Below are 17652 nucleotides of genomic sequence, written 5' to 3' on the forward strand. Positions count from 1 at the left end.
AAACGGCTGCGCAAGGCAGCCGTTCCCTGGGTGGCGCAGCGTGAAGGCGATCAGCGCCGGTGCTGCTTCATCGCCGACTGGATCTCGCGCTGGCTGTCGCGCTGTTTCTCGGTCTCGCGCTTGTCGTGCTGCTTCTTGCCCTTGGCCAGGCCGATATCGCACTTGATGCGGCCTTTGCTGTAATGCAGGTTCAGCGGCACCAGCGTGTAGCCGGCGCGTTCCACCTTGCCGATCAGCTTGCTGATCTCGGCCGAATTGAGCAGCAGCTTGCGGGTGCGCGTGGTCTCCGGATGCACGTGGGTCGAGGTGCTGGTCAGCGCGCTGATATGGCAGCCGAACAGGAAGATCTCGCCGTTGCGGATGATGACGTAGGCTTCCTTCAGCTGGACGCGCCCGGCGCGTATCGATTTGACTTCCCAGCCTTGCAAGACGACGCCCGCCTCGAATCGCTCCTCGATGAAGTAATCGAAAAAGGCTTTTTTGTTATCAACAATGCTCATCTAAGAAAAAATCGTCCTGTCGGTTAAAATTATTACTTTGCGATTTTATCAAACGGACCACCCTCGATGGCAGTCGTACACAAAACCGTCCTCATCAACTATAGCGCGGAACAGATGTTCAACCTGGTGGATCGGGTCGAGGACTATCCTGAATTCTTGCCCTGGTGCGGTGGCGTCGAAGTGTCCGAACGCAGCGAACACAGCCTGACGGCCAAGCTGAAGATCAACTATCACGGCCTCAAGCAGTCCTTCAGCACCCAGAACACCAATGAGCGTCCCACCAGCATGACCATGCGCCTGGTGGAAGGGCCGTTCAAGCATTTCGAGGGGCGCTGGCACTTCAAGGCATTGCGCGAGGATGCCTGCAAGATCGAGTTCGACATGGAGTACGAATTCTCCAGCCGCATCCTCGAAGGGGTGATCGGCCCGGTGTTCAGCATGATCGCCAACAGTTTCGTCGACTCTTTCTGCAAGCGCGCCGAGCAGATATATGGCTGAAGCCTGCCGTTTGCAAGTGCAGATCTGCTACGCCGCGCCCGGGCTGCAGGTATTGAAGGAGCTGGACGTGGAAGAGGGCTGCACCATCCAGCAAGCCATCATCGACAGCGGCCTGTTGCGCGAGCAGCCCGGCATCGACCTGTCGGTATGCAAGGTCGGCGTGTTCGGCAAGCTCAAGACGCTGGAGACGCCGCTGCGCCAGCGCGACCGGGTGGAAATCTATCGCCCGCTGATCGCCGACCCCAAGGAATCGCGCCGCCGCCGCGTGGCGCGCAAGGATGGTCCCGAGCAATGACGCGCCGCCTGCGGCTTGCCTGAATTCCAACGGATCTGACCTGTTTGCCACAGGCCGGAGGGTAAAACTCAACTGTGGCGAGACGCGCGCAAAGCTTTTCTGTATAATTCGCTTTTGCGCCTATAGGAAACACTATGCGTCTTCTCCAAAAAGCACTCACGTTCGATGATGTGCTGCTCGTCCCGGCCTTCTCGGACATCCTCCCCAAAGATACTTCCCTGACCACGCGTCTGACGCGCAACATCACCGTGAACATTCCGCTGGTCTCCGCGGCGATGGACACCGTGACCGAAGCGCGCCTGGCCATTGCCATGGCGCAAGAGGGCGGCATCGGCATCATCCACAAGAACCTGACGCCCAAGGAACAGGCGCGCGAGGTTTCCAAGGTCAAGCGTTTCGAATCGGGCGTGCTGCGCGATCCGATCACCATCCCGCCGACCATGAAGATCCGCGACGTCATCGCCCTGTCCAAGCAGCACGGCGTGAGCGGCTTCCCGGTGGTCGAAGGCAAGAGCCTGGTGGGCATCATCACCAACCGCGACCTGCGCTTCGAAGAAGAGCTGAACGCCGAGGTGAGCGCCAAGATGACGCCCAAGGACAAGCTGGTCTACCTGAAGGAAAACGGCGAGGGCGCCGATCCGGAAGAAGCCAAGCGCCTCATGAACAAGCACCGCCTGGAGCGGGTGATGGTGGTCAACGACGCCTTCGAGCTGCGCGGGCTGATTACCGTCAAGGACATCGAGAAATCCACTGAACACCCCTTCGCCTGCAAGGACGAACACGGCAAGCTGCGCGTGGGCGCCGCCGTCGGCGTCGGCCCGGACAACGACGAGCGCATCGAGTTGCTGGTCGCCGCCGGCGTCGACGTGATCGTGGTCGACACCGCCCACGGCCACTCCGCCGGCGTGCTCAATCGTGTGAAGTGGGTCAAGACCAAGTTCCCGCACGTCGAAGTCATCGGCGGCAACATCGCCACCGCGGCCGCCGCCCTGGCGCTGGTCGAACATGGCGCGGACGCGGTCAAGGTCGGCATCGGCCCCGGCTCGATCTGCACCACCCGTATCGTCGCCGGCGTCGGCGTGCCGCAGATATCGGCCATCGCCAACGTCGCCGACGCCTTGAAGGGCACCGGCGTGCCGGTGATCGCCGACGGCGGCATCCGCTTCTCGGGCGACGTCGCCAAGGCGCTGGCCGCCGGCGCCTCGACCGTGATGATGGGCAGCATGTTCGCCGGCACCGAAGAAGCGCCGGGCGAAGTAATCCTGTACCAGGGCCGCAGCTACAAGTCCTACCGCGGCATGGGTTCGCTGGGCGCGATGGCCGACGGCTCGGCCGACCGCTACTTCCAGGACGGTGAGAACGGCGCCGACAAGTTCGTGCCGGAAGGCATCGAAGGCCGCGTCGCCTACAAGGGCTCGGTGGTCGCCATCCTGTACCAGCTGGTGGGCGGCGTGCGCTCCTCCATGGGCTACTGCGGTTGCGCCTCCATCGACGACTTCCGCGAACGCGCCGAATTCGTCGAGATCACCTCGGCCGGCATGCGCGAGTCGCACGTCCACGACGTGCAGATCACCAAGGAAGCACCGAACTACCGCGCCGAGTAATCGACGGCGCGGCGACAGCCCGGCAGTCCATCGGCGTTACGCCTGGCTGCCGGGCTGTTGATCTTTTGCAGCAGAGCGAACCACCTTCTTCAACGTAGCCAGACCCCACTGCCATGTCCACGCATTCGCATTCGAAAATTCTGATCCTCGACTTCGGTTCCCAGGTTACCCAGCTGATCGCCCGCCGCGTGCGCGAAGCCGGCGTGTTTTCCGAGGTCTTCCCGCATGACGTGACCGACGATTTCGTCCGCAGCTACGGCGCGGCCGGCGTGATCCTCTCCGGCGGCCCCAACAGCGTGACCGAAGGCGACACCCCGCGCGCGCCGCAAGCGGTGTTCGAGCTGGGCGTGCCGGTGCTGGGCATCTGCTACGGCATGCAGACCATGGCCGAGCAATTGGGCGGCAAGGTCGAGATCGGTCACCTGCGCGAATTCGGCTACGCCGAGGTGCGCGCCCACGGCCACACGCCGCTGCTGGAGAACATCAGCGACTTCACCAACGCCCAGGGCCACGGCATGCTGAAGGTCTGGATGAGCCACGGCGACAAGGTCAACGAAATGCCGGCCGGCTTCAAGCTGATGGCCTCCACCGGCAACTGCCCGATCGCCGGCATGGCCGACGAGGACCGTCGCTTCTACGGCGTGCAGTTCCACCCTGAAGTCACCCACACCGTGCAGGGCAAGGCCATGCTGGCGCGCTTCGTGCACGAGATCTGCGGCTGCAAGTCGGACTGGAACATGCCGGACTACATCTCCGAGGCGGTCGAGATGATCCGCCAGCAGGTGGGCAGCGATGAAGTGATCCTGGGCTTGTCGGGCGGCGTCGACAGCAGCGTCGCCGCGGCGCTGATCCACCGCGCCATCGGCGACCAGCTGACCTGCGTGTTCGTCGACCACGGCCTGTTGCGCCTGGACGAAGGCAAGATGGTCATGGAGATGTTCGGCAAGAACCTGGGCGTGAAGGTGATCCACGTGGACGCCACCGACCAGTTCATGGGCCACCTGGCCGGCGTGACCGACCCGGAAGCCAAGCGCAAGATCATCGGCCGCGAGTTCGTCGAAGTGTTCCAGGCCGAATCGGGCAAGCTCAAGAGCGCCAAGTGGCTGGCCCAGGGCACCATCTACCCGGACGTGATCGAAAGCGCCGGCAAGGGCAAGAAGACCGCCCACACCATCAAGAGCCACCACAACGTCGGCGGCTTGCCGGAAACCCTGAACCTGAAGCTGCTGGAGCCGCTGCGCGAACTGTTCAAGGACGAAGTGCGCGAGCTGGGCGTGGCGCTGGGCCTGCCGCCGGAGATGGTGTACCGCCATCCGTTCCCGGGCCCCGGCCTGGGCGTGCGCATCCTGGGCGAAGTGAAGAAGGAATACGCCGACCTGCTGCGTCGCGCCGACGCCATCTTCATCGAAGAGCTGCGCAACACCAAGGACGAAGACGGCCAGAGCTGGTACGACAAGACCAGCCAGGCCTTCGCGGTGTTCCTGCCGGTCAAGTCGGTAGGCGTGATGGGCGACGGCCGCACCTACGAATACGTGGTGGCGCTGCGCGCCGTGCAGACCCAGGACTTCATGACCGCGCACTGGGCACACCTGCCGCACGAGCTGCTGGGCCGTGTCTCCAACCGCATCATCAACGAAGTGCGCGGGCTGAACCGGGTGGTGTACGACATCTCGGGCAAGCCGCCGGCGACCATCGAGTGGGAATGAGTCTTTTCAGATAGCTGAACGACCGACCGGTAAAGCCCTGTTTTTACAGGGCTTTATCTTTTGGATCCTTACCGGTCCAACACCGGCCCGGGGCCGGATGACGGATAATAGCGGCCACCTCTTTTGCGCGCCATTTTTGGAATTCCCCCATGGAAATCAAAGTCAACTTCCTCGACAAGCTGCGTCTCGAAGCCAAGTTCGACGACTTCACCGTCATCGCCGACCAGCCCATCCGCTACAAGGGCGACGGCTCGGCGCCGGGTCCCTTCGACTACTTCCTGGCGTCGTCGGCGCTGTGCGCGGCGTACTTCGTGAAGCTGTACTGCAACACCCGCAACCTCTCCACCGAGAACATCCGCCTGTCGCAAAACAACATCGTCGATCCGGAGAACCGCTACAAGCAGGTCTTCAAGATCCAGGTCGAGCTGCCGGCCGATTTCTCGCAGGCCGACCGCAATGGCATCCTGCGCTCCATCGAGCGCTGCACCGTGAAGAAGGTGGTGCAGGAAGGCCCGGACTTCATCATCGAGGAAGTCGAGAACCTGGACGCCGACGCCCAGTCGCTGCTGACCGTCAAGCCCGATGCGCAAGCCAGCACCTATATCCTGGGCAAGGACCTGCCGCTGGAGCAGACCATCGCCAACATGTCGGGCCTGTTGGCCGATCTGGGCATCAAGATCGAGATCGCCTCCTGGCGCAACATCATCCCCAACGTGTGGTCGCTGCACATCCGCGACGCGCATTCGCCGATGTGCTTCACCAACGGCAAGGGCGCGACCAAGGAGAGCGCGCTGGCCTCGGCGCTGGGCGAGTATCTTGAACGCATCAGCAACAACCACTTCTACGCCGGCGCCTACTGGGGCGAAGACATCGCCAATGCCGGGTTCGTGCATTACCCGAACGAGCGCTGGTTCAAGCCGGGCCGCAAGGACGCGTTGCCCAAGGAGATCCTGGACGGCTACTGCCTGGAGATCTACAACCCCGACGGCGAGCTGCGCGCCTCGCACCTGGTGGACACCAACTCCGGCAATGCCGGGCGCGGCATCTGCTCGCTGCCGTACGTGCGGCAGTCGGACGGCGAGACGGTGTACTTCCCCTCCAACCTGATCGAGAACCTGTTCGTCAGCAACGGCATGAGCGCCGGCAATACGCTGGCCGAGGCGCAGGTGCAGTGCCTGTCCGAGATTTTCGAGCGCGCGGTCAAGCGCGAGATCCTGGAGGGCGAGATCGCCTTGCCCGACGTGCCGCAGGAGGTGCTGGCGAAGTACCCGGGCATCCTGGAAGGGATCAAGGGACTGGAAGAGCAGGGCTTCCCGGTGCTGGTGAAGGACGCGTCGCTGGGCGGCGCCTATCCGGTGATGTGCGTAACCCTGATGAATCCGCGCACCGGCGGCGTGTTCGCCTCGTTCGGCGCGCACCCGAGCTTCGAGGTGGCGCTGGAGCGCAGCCTGACCGAGCTGCTGCAAGGGCGCAGCTTCGAAGGCCTGAACGACCTGCCGCAGCCGACCTTCGAGAGCAACGCGGTCACCGAGCCTAACAACTTCGTCGAGCATTTCATCGATTCCAGCGGCATCGTCTCCTGGCGTTTCTTCAGCGCCAAGGCGGACTACGAGTTCGTCGAGTGGGACTTCTCCAGCCAGGGCGACAACGCCAATGCCGAGGAAGCCGCCGCCCTGTTCGGGATTCTCGAGGAGATGGGCCGGCAGGCCTACGTCGCGGTGTACGACCAGCTCGGCGCGGTCGCCTGCCGCATCCTGGTGCCTGGCTATTCCGAGGTCTATCCGGTGGAAGACCTGATCTGGGACAACACCAACAAGGCGCTGCTGTTCCGCGACGACATCCTGAACCTGCATCGCCTGGACGACGCCGCGCTGGCCGCGCTGCTCGATCGCCTGGAGAACAACGAACTGGACGATTACTCCGACATCGCCACCCTGATCGGCATCGAGTTCGACGAGAACACCGAATGGGGCCAACTGACGGTGCTGGAGCTCAAGCTGCTGATCAACCTGGCCCTGAAGCAGTTCGACGAGGCGCACGAGCTGGTGGGCGCCTTCCTGCAGTACAACGACAATACCGTCGAGCGCGGCCTGTTCTACCAGGCCATGAACGTGGTGCTGGAAGTGCTGCTGGACGACGAGCTGGCGCTGGACGACTACGAGCCCAACTTCCGCCGCATGTTCGGCAACGCCCGGATGGACGCGGCGATGGGCGCGCTGGACGGCAGCGTGCGCTTCTTCGGGTTGACGCCCACCAGCACGAAGCTGGAAGGGCTGGAGCGCCACCAGCGCCTGCTCGACAGCTACCGCAAGCTGCACCAGGCGCGCGCCAGGGCGGCCTTGGCAGCTCCGGCGGTTGACGATGTAATCGCTTGATCTGGCGACGTGCGCATGAGATGAAATGCAGGCAGAATAGGCCTATCACAACGGGGGGAGCGGCATTACAATGCAAGCGAAGCAAATTGCTGATGAGTTGCGTCATCGTGGGTACACGGTGGTGCGGGATTTTCTGTCGGAAGCGGACATCCCGGACGGCCTGCTGAAATTCCTGGCCGGCGCTGAAAAGTTTCATGATGGCGTGATCATGGATTTTCCTGCGGAAGGCATGCTTCATCTCAAGGCGCGCATCGAGAGTACGATCCCGGAAGTTGCCGATCTGATGGGTTTATCCATTGCGCGGGACCGTTTCGGGTATTGCGCCATCCGCATCAAGGAAAGCCACGGCGCGCCCACGTTGCGCATGCCGTTCGACAAGAACCGCGACCCCAAGATCGCGCCGGGCGGCGCGCTCAATTGGCATCTGGATCATTTCAGTTATTTCTTGCACGAAGATCACAAGAATTTTCTGATCTGCTATGTTCCGGTGTTCAAGCCCGAATCCAGTCTGGCAAACGTTGCCATCGTAGGCGATGACGTCGTCAGGGAGCTCGACCCGGAGCTGCACCGCCGTATCCAGGGGCGCGGAGCCCTGCGTTTTCGTTGTGTCGAGGCCGATACGCTGGAGTGGTTCAAATTGCGTTTTCCCGGCGAAGATATTGTCATCGGGGACTGGTATGCCATCGAGGATATGCACGACGAGACGCCTGGATGGAAGATCAAGGTCGACCTGGAGAAGCACAAGGTCGTTCCGGAGTTGAACGTTCGCGATCTTTTGATCATGCGGGCCGACGTCATTCATCGTACTAATGATGCTGGCTGCGACCGCATTTCGGTACGCTGTGATGCAATCCCGGCAAATGGGACGCGGTTCGGAACGTTGACTGGCCTTATGGGCCTGACCTTGCGCTATCCATTCATGAGCAAGAAGCGACAATACAACATCAGGATTTGGCTCAAGAAAGAGTGGAGCAAGCGTTTCAAGGGCAGCGCCTGAAAACTCCGCGGCACCGGGAACGTGAGTTCTTGCGGAGTGCCGATGAGAGATGTGAAACTATGCCGTTCGGTCAGAAGCCGAACGGCATTTTTATTTGATCGGTTCCCTATGCACCGATATGTGGGCTGCGCCGGGTGTGCGAGGAGGGGCCTTCTTTTTCTGGGCCTGTTGCTTCAGGTTGCGTCCGTGCCGTTCACCGGGCCTCCGTGATTTTCAGGCAGCTCGCTCGACGATCACATAATGCTTGCGCATCGGCTCCACCACCTCGAACACACCCTTGAAGCCGGCGGGAATCACCAGCGCATCGCCCGGGCCGGCCTCGGCGGCGTAGCCCTGTTCGTCGATGACGCGGCAGCGGCCTTCCAGCACGTAGAAGTATTCATCCTTGTCGGGCGCGAAGGCGATGCGCCAGCTGCCTTTCTCGCAGGCCCAGATGCCGGCGCAGACTTCGCCGCTGGCATTGGTGAAGTGGTTCCAGGTGGTGCGGGTCGGGTTGCCTTCCAGCCGGCGCTCCTCGCGCGGATGGTCGACTTCGGGAGCGGGGGACTGCAGGCGGAATTCGGTGATGGCGGGCATGATCGTGGGTGAGGCGCAACGGGACAGGCGGGCAGTTTAACAGGTGGCCGTCGCGCATGATGTGACCGGCCCGCCGATTCGTAAATTGGATTTACTCATGCAGTAAATCCAACTGGCTATGTGTGTTTTCAGGCGCGGTATAACATAGCCGCATGACGATCTCCTCACTGTTCCCCGGCTTCGCGGCCCATCGCCTGGCTACGCCCGACGGCCAGCACATCCATGCGCTCACCGGCGGCGAAGGCCCGCCCTTGCTGATGCTGCATGGCCATCCGCAGACCTCGGCCATCTGGCACAAAGTGGCGCCGGCGTTGGCCAGGCACTTCACGCTGGTGCTGGCCGACCTGCGCGGCTATGGCGATTCGGCCAAGCCGCCTGGCAGCGCCGACCATGCCGCGTATAGCAAGCGCACCATGGCCGCCGACATGCTGGAGGCGATGCGGGCGCTCGGTCATGAGGAGTTCACCGTGCTGGCGCACGACCGCGGCGCGCGCGTGGCGCATCGGCTGGCGGCCGACCATCCGCGCGCGGTGCGGCGCCTGGCGCTGCTGGATATCGCGCCGACGCTGGCCATGTACGAACAGGCCAATAACGACTTCGCCCGCGCCTACTGGCACTGGTTCTTCCTGATCCAGCCGGCGCCGCTGCCCGAACGCCTGATCGAGGCCGACCCGGCCGCCTACGCGCGCGACGTGATGGGCCGGCGCAGCGCCGGGCTGGCGCCGTTCGATCCGCGCGCCCTGGCCGAGTATGTGCGCTGCCTGTCGCTGCCGGGCGCCGCGCGCGGCATCTGCGAGGACTACCGCGCCGCCGCCGGCATCGACCTCGAGCATGACCGCGCCGACCGCGAGGCCGGCCGCAAGCTGGCCATGCCGCTGCTGGCGCTGTGGGGCGAGCAGGGCGTGGTGCACAAGTGCTTCAAGCCGTTGCAGGAGTGGCAACGCGTGGCGGCCGATGTGCGCGGCCATCCGCTGCCTTGCGGCCATTACATCGCCGAGGAAGCGCCGGATGCCTTGCTGGATGCGGTCTTGCCGTTCCTGCTGGAGGACCGCTGACAAGCGGCCGCATACAGCCGAAAACGACAGCCGCAAACGACAAAGCCCGCGATGCAGCGGGCTTTTTTAGGGAGGCAAGGGCGCGGCTCAGGTGCGTTTCGGCTTGCCGGCCTTGTTCAGGTCGGCAGCGGCCCTCACCAGCGCCTTGAAGGCGTCGGCATCCAGCTGTTCTCCCTCATGGACGTCGATGGCGCGGCGGGTGTTGCCGTCCAGAGATGCATTGAACAGCCCGGCAGGATCCTCCAGCGCCGCGCCCTTGGCGAAGGTCAGCTTGATGTAGTCCTTGTAACTCTCGCCGGTGCAGATGATGCCGGCCGACTCCCACACAGGTACGCCGCGCCACTTCCATTGCTCGCTTACGTCGGGCAGGGCTTGCCGGATAAGCGAGCGCACCCGGGCCAGCTGTTGACCGCGCCAGCCGCCCAGTTCTGCGATACGCGCATCGATCAGCTCGGCGGGGGACGCCTGGGGTTTGGTGTCGGTCATCGGCAGATTCTCCTCAAAGGCAGGCCGGGAGGCATGCGCAGCACAGATTTTAGCCATATCGCCCGTCAATGCGAAGCGACGAAAGGCGATCCCGCGTGCGGCGGCGGCACGGCGAATTCCTCCTTCATGCGCCTGACTTCCTCCACCGGGCTGCGCCCGAACAGGCGCTTGAATTCCCGGCTGAACTGCGACGGGCTTTCATAGCCGACTTCGCCGCTGGCCGCGGCCGCGGTGATGCCGTTCCTGAGCATCAGCAGCCGCGCCTGGTGCAGGCGCGTGGACTTCAGGTATTGCATGGGCGAGGTGCGGGTGACGGTGCGAAAGTGCGTGTGGAAGCTGGGCACGCTCATGCCGGACTCCCTGGCCAGGAGGTCCACGTCCAGCGCTTGCGGGTAGGAAGCGTGGATGCGCCGCAGGGCGCGCGCGATCTTGCCGAACTGGCCCTGCATGGCCAGCGCCGCCCGCATCGAGTGGCCCTGTTCGCCGGCCAGCACATGGAAGTAGATCTCGCGCACCAGGGCCGGCCCCAGGATGGCCGCCTCCATCGGGCGCGTCATGGCTTCCAGGAAGCGCTGCACGGCGGCCGCCATCGGTTCGCCCATCGGCGTGGAAAACATGCCGCGCGGCTCGGAAGGCGCGACCCCGCCATGGCGGTCGATCTCCAGCATGAGGTCGGCCGCCAGCCTGAAATCCAGATGCAGGTAGATCGCCAGCAGCGGCTCCCCGGCGCTGGCGTCGGTCTCCATGGTGAAGGGCACCGGCACCGATACCGCCAGGTAGTGGCTGGCGTCGTAGCGATACACCTCGCCGCCGAAGTAGCCACGCTTGCGGCCCTGGCAAACGATCACGATGCCCGGGTCGTACAGCACCGGCGTCACCGCCAGGGGCCGGTTGGAGCGCAGGAAGCGCACATCGGGCAAGGGGCTCAGGTTATAACCTTCTTGCGGCGCCAGCTTGGCCAGCAGGGCGGCCATGGGGCTTGGCTGCGGCAGCGTCGATGTGTTTGTGGAAATACTATTTTTCATATGATTAGGCAAGGATGTGAGACGCCTGGCCATCGATTAATGATCCTGTGAATCCTATCATTCAATCCTCGTTGCAGCTTCCCGTCAACTTCAAAGGATTGAACCATGACCATTACTGTCATCAACCCCGCCGACGCCTCGGTCGCCGGCCACGCTCCCCATCTGTCCGCGGCCGAGGTCGGCGCCGCCATCGACCGCACCAGCGCGGCGTTCCCGCGCTGGTCGCGCATGCTGGCCAGGGAGCGCGGCGAACTGCTGCGGCGCTGGTTCGAGCTGGTGCGCGCCGACCGGCGGCTCTTTGCCGAGACCATGGTGCGCGAGAACGGCAAGTGCCTGTCCGAAGCGCTGGGCGAGATCGACTACGGCCTGGGTTTCATCGAGTGGTATGCCGAAGAGGCCCGGCGCGTCTATGGCGACACCATTCCCAGCCATGCCGCCGACGCGGCGGTGATGGTGATCAAGCAGCCGGTCGGCCCCACTGCGGCCATCACCCCGTGGAATTTCCCTTTCATGATGATCACGCGCAAGGTGGCGACCGCCCTGGCGGCCGGCTGCACCATGATCATCAAGCCTTCGGAAGAGACGCCGCTGACGGCCTACCTGCTGCTGGACTATGCCCGTCGCGCCGGCATCCCCGAGGGCGTCTTCGAGATGGTGACCGGCGACCCCAAGGAGATCGGCGCGCTGTTTACCGGCGACGAGCGCATCCGCAAGATCTCCTTCACCGGCTCGACCGCGGTGGGCAAGCTGTTGGCCTCGGCCTGCGGCCAGGGATTGAAGAAGATGACGCTGGAGCTGGGCGGCAACGCGCCGTTCATGGTCTTTGACGATGCGCATGTCGAGGACGCGGTAGCGGGGCTGGTGGCGGCCAAGCTGCGCAACTCGGGGCAGGTCTGCATTTCGCCCAACCGGATCTTCGTGCAGGAAGGCCTGCACGACCGCTTTGTCGCCGCGCTGGCCGAAAAGGTGGCGCAGATCCGGGTCGACCAGGGGATGCAGGACGAATTCGTGGTCGGGCCGATGATCAACCAGGCCGGTTTCGACAAGGTGGCGCAACTGGTGGCGGAGGCCCGGGAGCAGGGCGCGCGGGTGGCGCTGGGCGGGCGCCCGCATGCCAAGGGCGGCCTGTTCCATGAGCCGACCATCCTCACCGGCCTGCATGACGGCATGCGGCTGGCGCACACCGAGATCTTCGGGCCGGTGTTCGCGATCTATTCCTTCGAGGACGAGGCCGAGGCGATCCGCCGCGCCAACGATACCGAATACGGACTGGTGGCCTATGCCTACACGCGCGACCTCGGCCGCGCCTTCCGCTTGTCGCAGCGCATCGAGGCCGGCATGGTGATCCTCAATTCCGGTTCGGTGGGCACGGCCTCGGTGCCGTTCGGCGGCGTCAAGCAGTCGGGTTACGGCCGCGAGGGCAGCCACCACGGCATCGAAGAGTACCTCGACGTCAAGTACGTGCTGATGGCCGGCCTGCAGCATTGAGCCGAGGCCGGCGCCGTTCAGCGTCCCACGGTCGCGGTCGGCCGCACCACGATCTCGTTGACGTCGACCTCGTCCGGCTGCTCCACCGCGTAGGCGATGGCGCGCGCGATGGCCTCGCCGTCCAGCGCGATGCGACGGTAGTCGCGCATCAGGGCCTGGGTCGCCTCGTCGGTGATGGTGTCGGCCAGTTCCGACTCGACCACGCCCGGGCAGATGCTGGTGACGCGGATCTTGTCGTTCTCCTGGCGCAGGCCGTCGGAGATTGCGCGCACCGCGAACTTGGTGGCGCAGTAGACGGCGGCGGTGGGCGAGACCGCCAGGCCGCCGATCGAGGAGACGTTGATCACCTGGCCGTGTCCTTGCTCGCGCATGCGCGGCAGCACGGCGGCGATGCCGTGCAGCACGCCGCGGATGTTGACGTCGATCATGCGGTTCCACTCATCGAGCTTGAGCGCGGCCAGGGGCGAGAGCGGCATCACGCCGGCGTTGTTGACGATCACGTCGACGCGGCCGAAGCGGGCGACGGCCGCGTCGGCGAAGGCCTGGACGTCGGCCATGTCGGTCACGTCCAGCGCGCGCGGCTCGACCGTGCCGCCGGCGGCGCGGATCCCGGCGGCCAGCTGTTCGAGGCGTTCGGTGCGGCGCGCGCCTATCATCAGCGCGTGGCCGCGCGCGGCCAGCAGGCGGGCGGCCGCCAGGCCGATACCGCTGCTGGCGCCGGTGACGAGGATGACCTTGGGGGAAGTCGCGGTGGGGGTAGTCATGGCATTGCTCCTTTGTCATGCGCCGCGCCGGATGTGGCGGCGATGCAGGCATGATAGGAAGCGCCGGCTGCCGCGAACATGCACGGGGTTCCGCCATTTCAGCCTATTCCTGCATTTCGGGCGGCGGTTGTCGGCGGGGGCGATCCGGGCTTACAATTGAAAATAATTCGCATTTCCATCCATCGACGACTATAACGATCGGCGTCCCGCAACGCCGGCAGGGAGCAGCCATGCCCGGTGCAGAATCGGCCTTGCAGCAGCAACTGAGTTCGCTCTATCGCAGCCACCATGGGTGGCTGCACGGCTGGTTGCGCAAGAAGCTGGGCTGCGGCCACCATGCGGCCGATGTCGCGCACGATACCTTCCTGCGCATCGTCGCCTCGCGCGATGCCTTGCTGGGCATGCGCGAGCCGCGCGCCTTCCTGACCACCACTGCCAAGCGCTTGCTGATCGACCAGGCGCGCCGCCAGAACATCGAACAGGCCTACCTGGCCGAACTGGCGGCGCTGGCCGACCGCCTGCCGGGTTATCCCTCGCCGGAAGAGATCTTGCTGGCGGTGCAGGCCTTGCAGCAGATCGGCGCCGCGCTGGAGGGCCTGCCCGGGAAGCCGCGCGAGGCCTTCCTGCTGCATTACCTCGAAGGCATGTCGCAGGCCGAGGTGGCGGCGGCGCTGGGCGTGTCGGCGCGGATGGTGCACAAGCACCTGGTCAAGGCGCTGCTGCATTGCCGCCACGCCTGCCCGGCGCTGGACGGAGCGGCAAGCTGAAATGAACCAGGCGCACGGACAGTCCGACACCGAATCGCTGGAACGGCAGGCCGCCGAATGGCTGGTGCGCCTGGGCGCCGGCACGGCCGTCGAACGCCGCCGCGCGGCCGAGGCCTTTGCCGCCTGGAAGCAGGCCGACCCGCGCCATGCCCGCGCCGCCGCCGGCATGGAGCGCTTCCTGGCGCAGTTCGAACAGGCGCGCCAGCCGGGCGACGACGACGGCCGCGCGGCGCGCATGGCGCTGGAGGCCGCCCGTCCCAAGCGCGGCGGCAACCGGGTGCGGCGCGCGGTGGCCGCGCTGTGCCTGGCGCTGGCGATGGGGGTGCCGGCATACTCGGTGCTGCAGGCTTATCCGCCGGCGTTGCTGATGGCGGACCTGCGTACCGCCGACGGCGCCTGGCAGACCCACACGCTGGAAGACGGCACCCGCATCACCTTGCAGGGCGGCAGCGCCGTCAACTTGCGTTACGACGCCCGGCGCCGCGCCGTGCAACTGCTGCGCGGCGAGATCCTGGTGCAGGTCGCCCGGGATGCGGCGCGCCCGTTCCTGGTCGAGACCGCGCAGGGCAGCATCCGTGCGCTGGGAACGCGCTTCGTGGTGCAGGAGGCCGCCGCCGTGACCACCTTGTCGATGCTGGAGTCCAAGGTGCGCGTGCGCGGCGTGGCCGACGCGTCCGACGGCGGCGTCACCGTCGGCGCCGGGCAGCGTGTGCGCATCACCGCCGCCGGCGTGGGCGCGGTCGAGGCGGTGGACGCCGCGGGCATCGAGGACGCCTGGCGCTACCGGCAACTGGTGGTGGGCGACCAGCCGCTGGGCGAGGTGCTGGACCAGCTGGCGCGCAACCGGCCCGGCGTGATCCGCTACGATCGCGCGCAGATCGAGGGCATCCGCGTGTCGGCGGTGCTGCCGCTGGATGACACCGACCGCGCGCTGCAATTGCTGAAAAACAATTTCCCCGGATTGCGCATCCGGAGCTTCTCATCGTGGCTGGTGTGGGTCGATGCGCCCGGCGGCAAGCCGGCTGAAAAAAATTAGCGCGGGCGGTTCCGGTTTGGCGAAGTCATCCGTCAAGCAGGCAAGAGCAAACCAAAGGAACCGCCGCCATGTCCGATTTCACGCTTCATTCTCATCCGCTTTCTCGTCCGCTTTCCCGCGCGGTGCGCGCCGCCTGCCTCGGCTGGCTGGCCTGCGCCGCCGTCCTGCCCGCCGCCCAGGCGCAGAACCAGCGCGCCGAGCGCCAGGTGGCGTCCTACGACATTCCCGCCGGCGCGCTGGCCGATGCCCTGAACCGCTTCGCGCAGCAGGCGCGGGTGTCGATCGTGATGGATGCGGCCAGCCTCAAGGGGTTGCAGTCGCCGGGGCTCAAGGGCAGCTATACCGTCGAGGAGGGATTCGGCAGCCTGCTCAAGGGCAGCGGCCACACCGTCGCGCGCACGCCGGCAGGTTATGTGCTGCGCCCCCAGTCCGCAGTGCCGGCCGGCGGCGACGCGCCATTGCCCGAGGTGCGGGTGAGCGCGGACGCCCTGGCGGAGGCCGCCGGCAGCTATGTGGCGCGCCGCAGCGCGACCGCCACCAAGACCGATACGCCCCTGCTGGAGGTGCCGCAATCGGTGTCGGTGATCACTGCGCAGGAAGTGGAAGACAAGGGCGCCACCACGCTCACCGACATCCTGGCGCAGACGCCAGGGGTGATGGTGAACCCCTACGGCTTCGATGCCCGCGCGCCGGACTGGGTCACGCTGCGCGGTTTCGACAGCTGGTACACCGGCAGCTACCGCGACGGCCTGATCCAGAACGTCGGCGTGACCTTCCTGGGCGTGCAGACCGAGGTGTATGGCCTGGAACGCATCGAGGTGCTGCGCGGGCCGTCTTCCGTGATGTTCGGCAAGGGCGACGCCGGCGGCGTGGTCAACCGCGTCAGCAAGCTGCCGTCGGCCGATGCGCCGCGCGAGATCGCGCTGCAGCTGGGCAGCTTCGACCGGCGCCAGGTGGCGGCCGACGTCGGCGGCAAGATCGACGAGGATGGCAAGCTGCTGTTTCGCGTGGTCGGCCTGGATCTCGATACCGGCACCCAGGAGCGCTACCCCGGCGGCGAGCGCATGAAGCGCAAGCGGCAATACCTGGCGCCCTCGCTGCGCTGGCAGATCTCGCCGCAGACCTCGCTGGTGCTGCAGGCCGAGATGCTGCGCGATGACGCCTCCGACGACGTGCAGTTCGTCACCGGCGCCAACGGTCTGCCCACTGCAGTCAAGGAGGGCGATCCTGGCTACAGCCGCATCAAGACCGACACCGACGCCTTCGGCTACCAGTTCGAGCACCTGCTCGACGGCGGCTGGACGCTGAGCCAGAAGGCGCGCTATGCCTACCGCAGCATGGACAAGCATCACATCCAGTCGTCCCTCGATACCGACGAGGTCACGCTGTTGCGCCAGGCGCGGCACGACGTCGAGTCGGTCAACGACCTCGCGGTCGACACCTCGCTGTCGGGCGAGATCGGACTGGGGGCGACGCGCCATCGACTGCTGTTCGGGGTCGACTACAACCGTTCCCGCGCCAACTGGTGGCGCAACACCGGCGCCGCGCCCAGCCTGGACATGAACAACCCGGTCTACGGCGTGCTTATCCCCGAGCCGCAGACGCCGGCCGCCAACCTGCGCTTGACCAGCACCCAACTGGGTGCCTACGCGCAGGACCAGGTGGCGTTCGGCCAAGCCTGGCGGCTCACCATCGGCGGCCGCTACGACCACGTCAAGTCCGACAACGACGACCGCTTCAATGCCGTCCGCACGACCCAGAAGGATGAAGCCTTCAGCGGGCGCATCGGGATCAACTACCTGCTCGGCGGCGGCTGGTCGCCCTATGTGAGCCATTCCGAATCCTTCCTTCCCAACATCGGCGCGGATGCCGCCGGGCGCGCCTTCACGCCCAGCCGCGCGCGCCAGAACGAAGTGGGGCTGAAGTACATGCCGGCCGACGGTTCGGTGTCGTTCGCGGCGGCGCTGTTCGACCTGACCAAGACCGCCGTGGTCAGCTACGACCCGGACACCTTCGAGGCGCGCCAGATCGGCCGCGTGCGCTCGCGCGGGCTGGAGCTGGAAGCCAAGGCGGCGTTGACGCGCAGGCTGAAGATGACCGCCGGCTTCACCGCCCTCGACATCAAGGTGCAGGCCGGCGCCGATCCCTCCGAGGTCGGCCGCACTCCGATGCTCACGCCGCAGCGCAGCGCCTCGCTGTGGCTCGACTACGCGGCCGACGCCTGGCTGCCGGGCCTGTCGGTGGGCGGCGGGCTGCGCTACATCGGCAGGAATTGGGACGACGCCGCCAACACCAGCGCACAGCCCGGCTATACGCTGGCCGACGCGGCCATCCGCTATGAGACCGGTCCGTGGAAGTTCTCGGTGAGCGCCGCCAACCTGTTCGACCGCCGCTATTACGCCGGGCACGGCTACGGCAGCTGGTACCGCGGCGCCGAGCGCAATGTCGTGCTGACGGCGCGCTACGGCTTCTGAGAAGCC

16 protein-coding genes are annotated in these 17652 nt (G+C 65.6%); 11 read left to right on the plus strand and 5 right to left on the minus strand.

All coding sequences use genetic code 11. The features are described from left to right. Positions 1–50: 50 nt before the first annotated feature. On the minus strand, positions 51–500 hold the full coding sequence (gene smpB, locus Herbaro_RS10565; protein ID WP_275013776.1) for an SsrA-binding protein SmpB: 450 nt from the start codon (positions 498–500) through the stop codon (positions 51–53). 66 nt (positions 501–566) lie between these two features. Here smpB and Herbaro_RS10570 point away from each other — a divergent pair, with 66 nt between their 5' ends. The 6 genes from Herbaro_RS10570 to Herbaro_RS10595 all read left to right on the plus strand — a co-directional run bounded on the left by Herbaro_RS10570 (position 567) and on the right by Herbaro_RS10595 (position 7975). After that, positions 567–998 carry a type II toxin-antitoxin system RatA family toxin gene (locus Herbaro_RS10570; RefSeq protein WP_275013777.1) on the plus strand — a complete coding sequence of 144 codons (432 nt, stop codon included), beginning with the start codon at positions 567–569 and terminating at the stop codon, positions 996–998. Further along, complete coding sequence (locus Herbaro_RS10575; protein ID WP_275013778.1) at positions 991–1293, plus strand: RnfH family protein; 303 nt, start codon at positions 991–993, stop codon at positions 1291–1293. Before Herbaro_RS10570 ends, Herbaro_RS10575 begins: the two co-directional genes overlap by 8 nt. Positions 1294–1427: 134 nt before the next feature. Next, complete coding sequence (guaB, locus tag Herbaro_RS10580) at positions 1428–2897, plus strand: IMP dehydrogenase (RefSeq protein WP_275013779.1); 1470 nt, start codon at positions 1428–1430, stop codon at positions 2895–2897. Between the two features lie 113 nt (positions 2898–3010). After that, positions 3011–4603 (plus strand): glutamine-hydrolyzing GMP synthase, encoded by a 1593-nt coding sequence (guaA, locus tag Herbaro_RS10585; protein ID WP_275013780.1) that lies wholly within the window; start codon positions 3011–3013, stop codon positions 4601–4603. 149 nt (positions 4604–4752) lie between these two features. After that, positions 4753–6978, plus strand: a complete 2226-nt coding sequence (locus tag Herbaro_RS10590) for an OsmC domain/YcaO domain-containing protein (protein WP_275013781.1) — start codon at positions 4753–4755, stop codon at positions 6976–6978. A 70-nt stretch (positions 6979–7048) separates the two neighbouring features. Beyond that, positions 7049–7975 carry a hypothetical protein gene (locus Herbaro_RS10595; RefSeq protein ID WP_275013782.1) on the plus strand — a complete coding sequence of 309 codons (927 nt, stop codon included), beginning with the start codon at positions 7049–7051 and terminating at the stop codon, positions 7973–7975. Between the two features lie 213 nt (positions 7976–8188). Here Herbaro_RS10595 and Herbaro_RS10600 read toward each other — a convergent pair whose 3' ends face one another. Beyond that, complete coding sequence (locus Herbaro_RS10600; protein WP_275013783.1) at positions 8189–8551, minus strand: cupin domain-containing protein; 363 nt, start codon at positions 8549–8551, stop codon at positions 8189–8191. A gap of 152 nt (positions 8552–8703) precedes the next feature. On the opposite strand from Herbaro_RS10600, the gene Herbaro_RS10605 reads away from it, so the two are divergent. Next, on the plus strand, positions 8704–9606 hold the full coding sequence (locus Herbaro_RS10605; RefSeq protein WP_275013784.1) for an alpha/beta fold hydrolase: 903 nt from the start codon (positions 8704–8706) through the stop codon (positions 9604–9606). 87 nt (positions 9607–9693) lie between these two features. Here Herbaro_RS10605 and Herbaro_RS10610 read toward each other — a convergent pair whose 3' ends face one another. After that, positions 9694–10092, minus strand: a complete 399-nt coding sequence (locus Herbaro_RS10610) for a DUF1801 domain-containing protein (RefSeq protein WP_275013785.1) — start codon at positions 10090–10092, stop codon at positions 9694–9696. 65 nt (positions 10093–10157) lie between these two features. Next, a complete protein-coding gene (locus Herbaro_RS10615; RefSeq protein WP_275013786.1) occupies positions 10158–11066 on the minus strand; it encodes an AraC family transcriptional regulator in 909 nt (302 codons plus the stop codon). Positions 11067–11222: 156 nt separating this feature from the next. Between Herbaro_RS10615 and Herbaro_RS10620 the strand changes: the two genes are divergently transcribed. Then, positions 11223–12605 carry an NAD-dependent succinate-semialdehyde dehydrogenase gene (locus tag Herbaro_RS10620; RefSeq protein ID WP_275013787.1) on the plus strand — a complete coding sequence of 461 codons (1383 nt, stop codon included), beginning with the start codon at positions 11223–11225 and terminating at the stop codon, positions 12603–12605. A 17-nt stretch (positions 12606–12622) separates the two neighbouring features. Here Herbaro_RS10620 and Herbaro_RS10625 read toward each other — a convergent pair whose 3' ends face one another. After that, the gene (locus Herbaro_RS10625) at positions 12623–13369 is read right to left on the minus strand and encodes an SDR family oxidoreductase (RefSeq protein ID WP_275013788.1); all 747 of its coding nucleotides are present in this window, start codon (positions 13367–13369) and stop codon (positions 12623–12625) included. 230 nt (positions 13370–13599) lie between these two features. On the opposite strand from Herbaro_RS10625, the gene Herbaro_RS10630 reads away from it, so the two are divergent. The 3 genes from Herbaro_RS10630 (at position 13600) to Herbaro_RS10640 (ending at position 17646) form a co-directional block, all read left to right on the plus strand. Next, positions 13600–14136: a sigma-70 family RNA polymerase sigma factor gene (locus tag Herbaro_RS10630; protein WP_275013789.1), complete on the plus strand. Its 537-nt coding sequence runs from the start codon at positions 13600–13602 to the stop codon at positions 14134–14136. A 1-nt stretch (position 14137) separates the two neighbouring features. Continuing rightward, positions 14138–15172, plus strand: a complete 1035-nt coding sequence (locus tag Herbaro_RS10635) for a FecR family protein (RefSeq protein WP_275013790.1) — start codon at positions 14138–14140, stop codon at positions 15170–15172. A gap of 68 nt (positions 15173–15240) precedes the next feature. Beyond that, positions 15241–17646 (plus strand): TonB-dependent siderophore receptor, encoded by a 2406-nt coding sequence (locus Herbaro_RS10640; protein ID WP_275013791.1) that lies wholly within the window; start codon positions 15241–15243, stop codon positions 17644–17646. Positions 17647–17652: the final 6 nt, after the last annotated feature.

The organism is Herbaspirillum sp. WKF16 (genome assembly GCF_028993615.1).
Classification (GTDB): Bacteria; Pseudomonadota; Gammaproteobacteria; order Burkholderiales; family Burkholderiaceae_D; genus Herbaspirillum.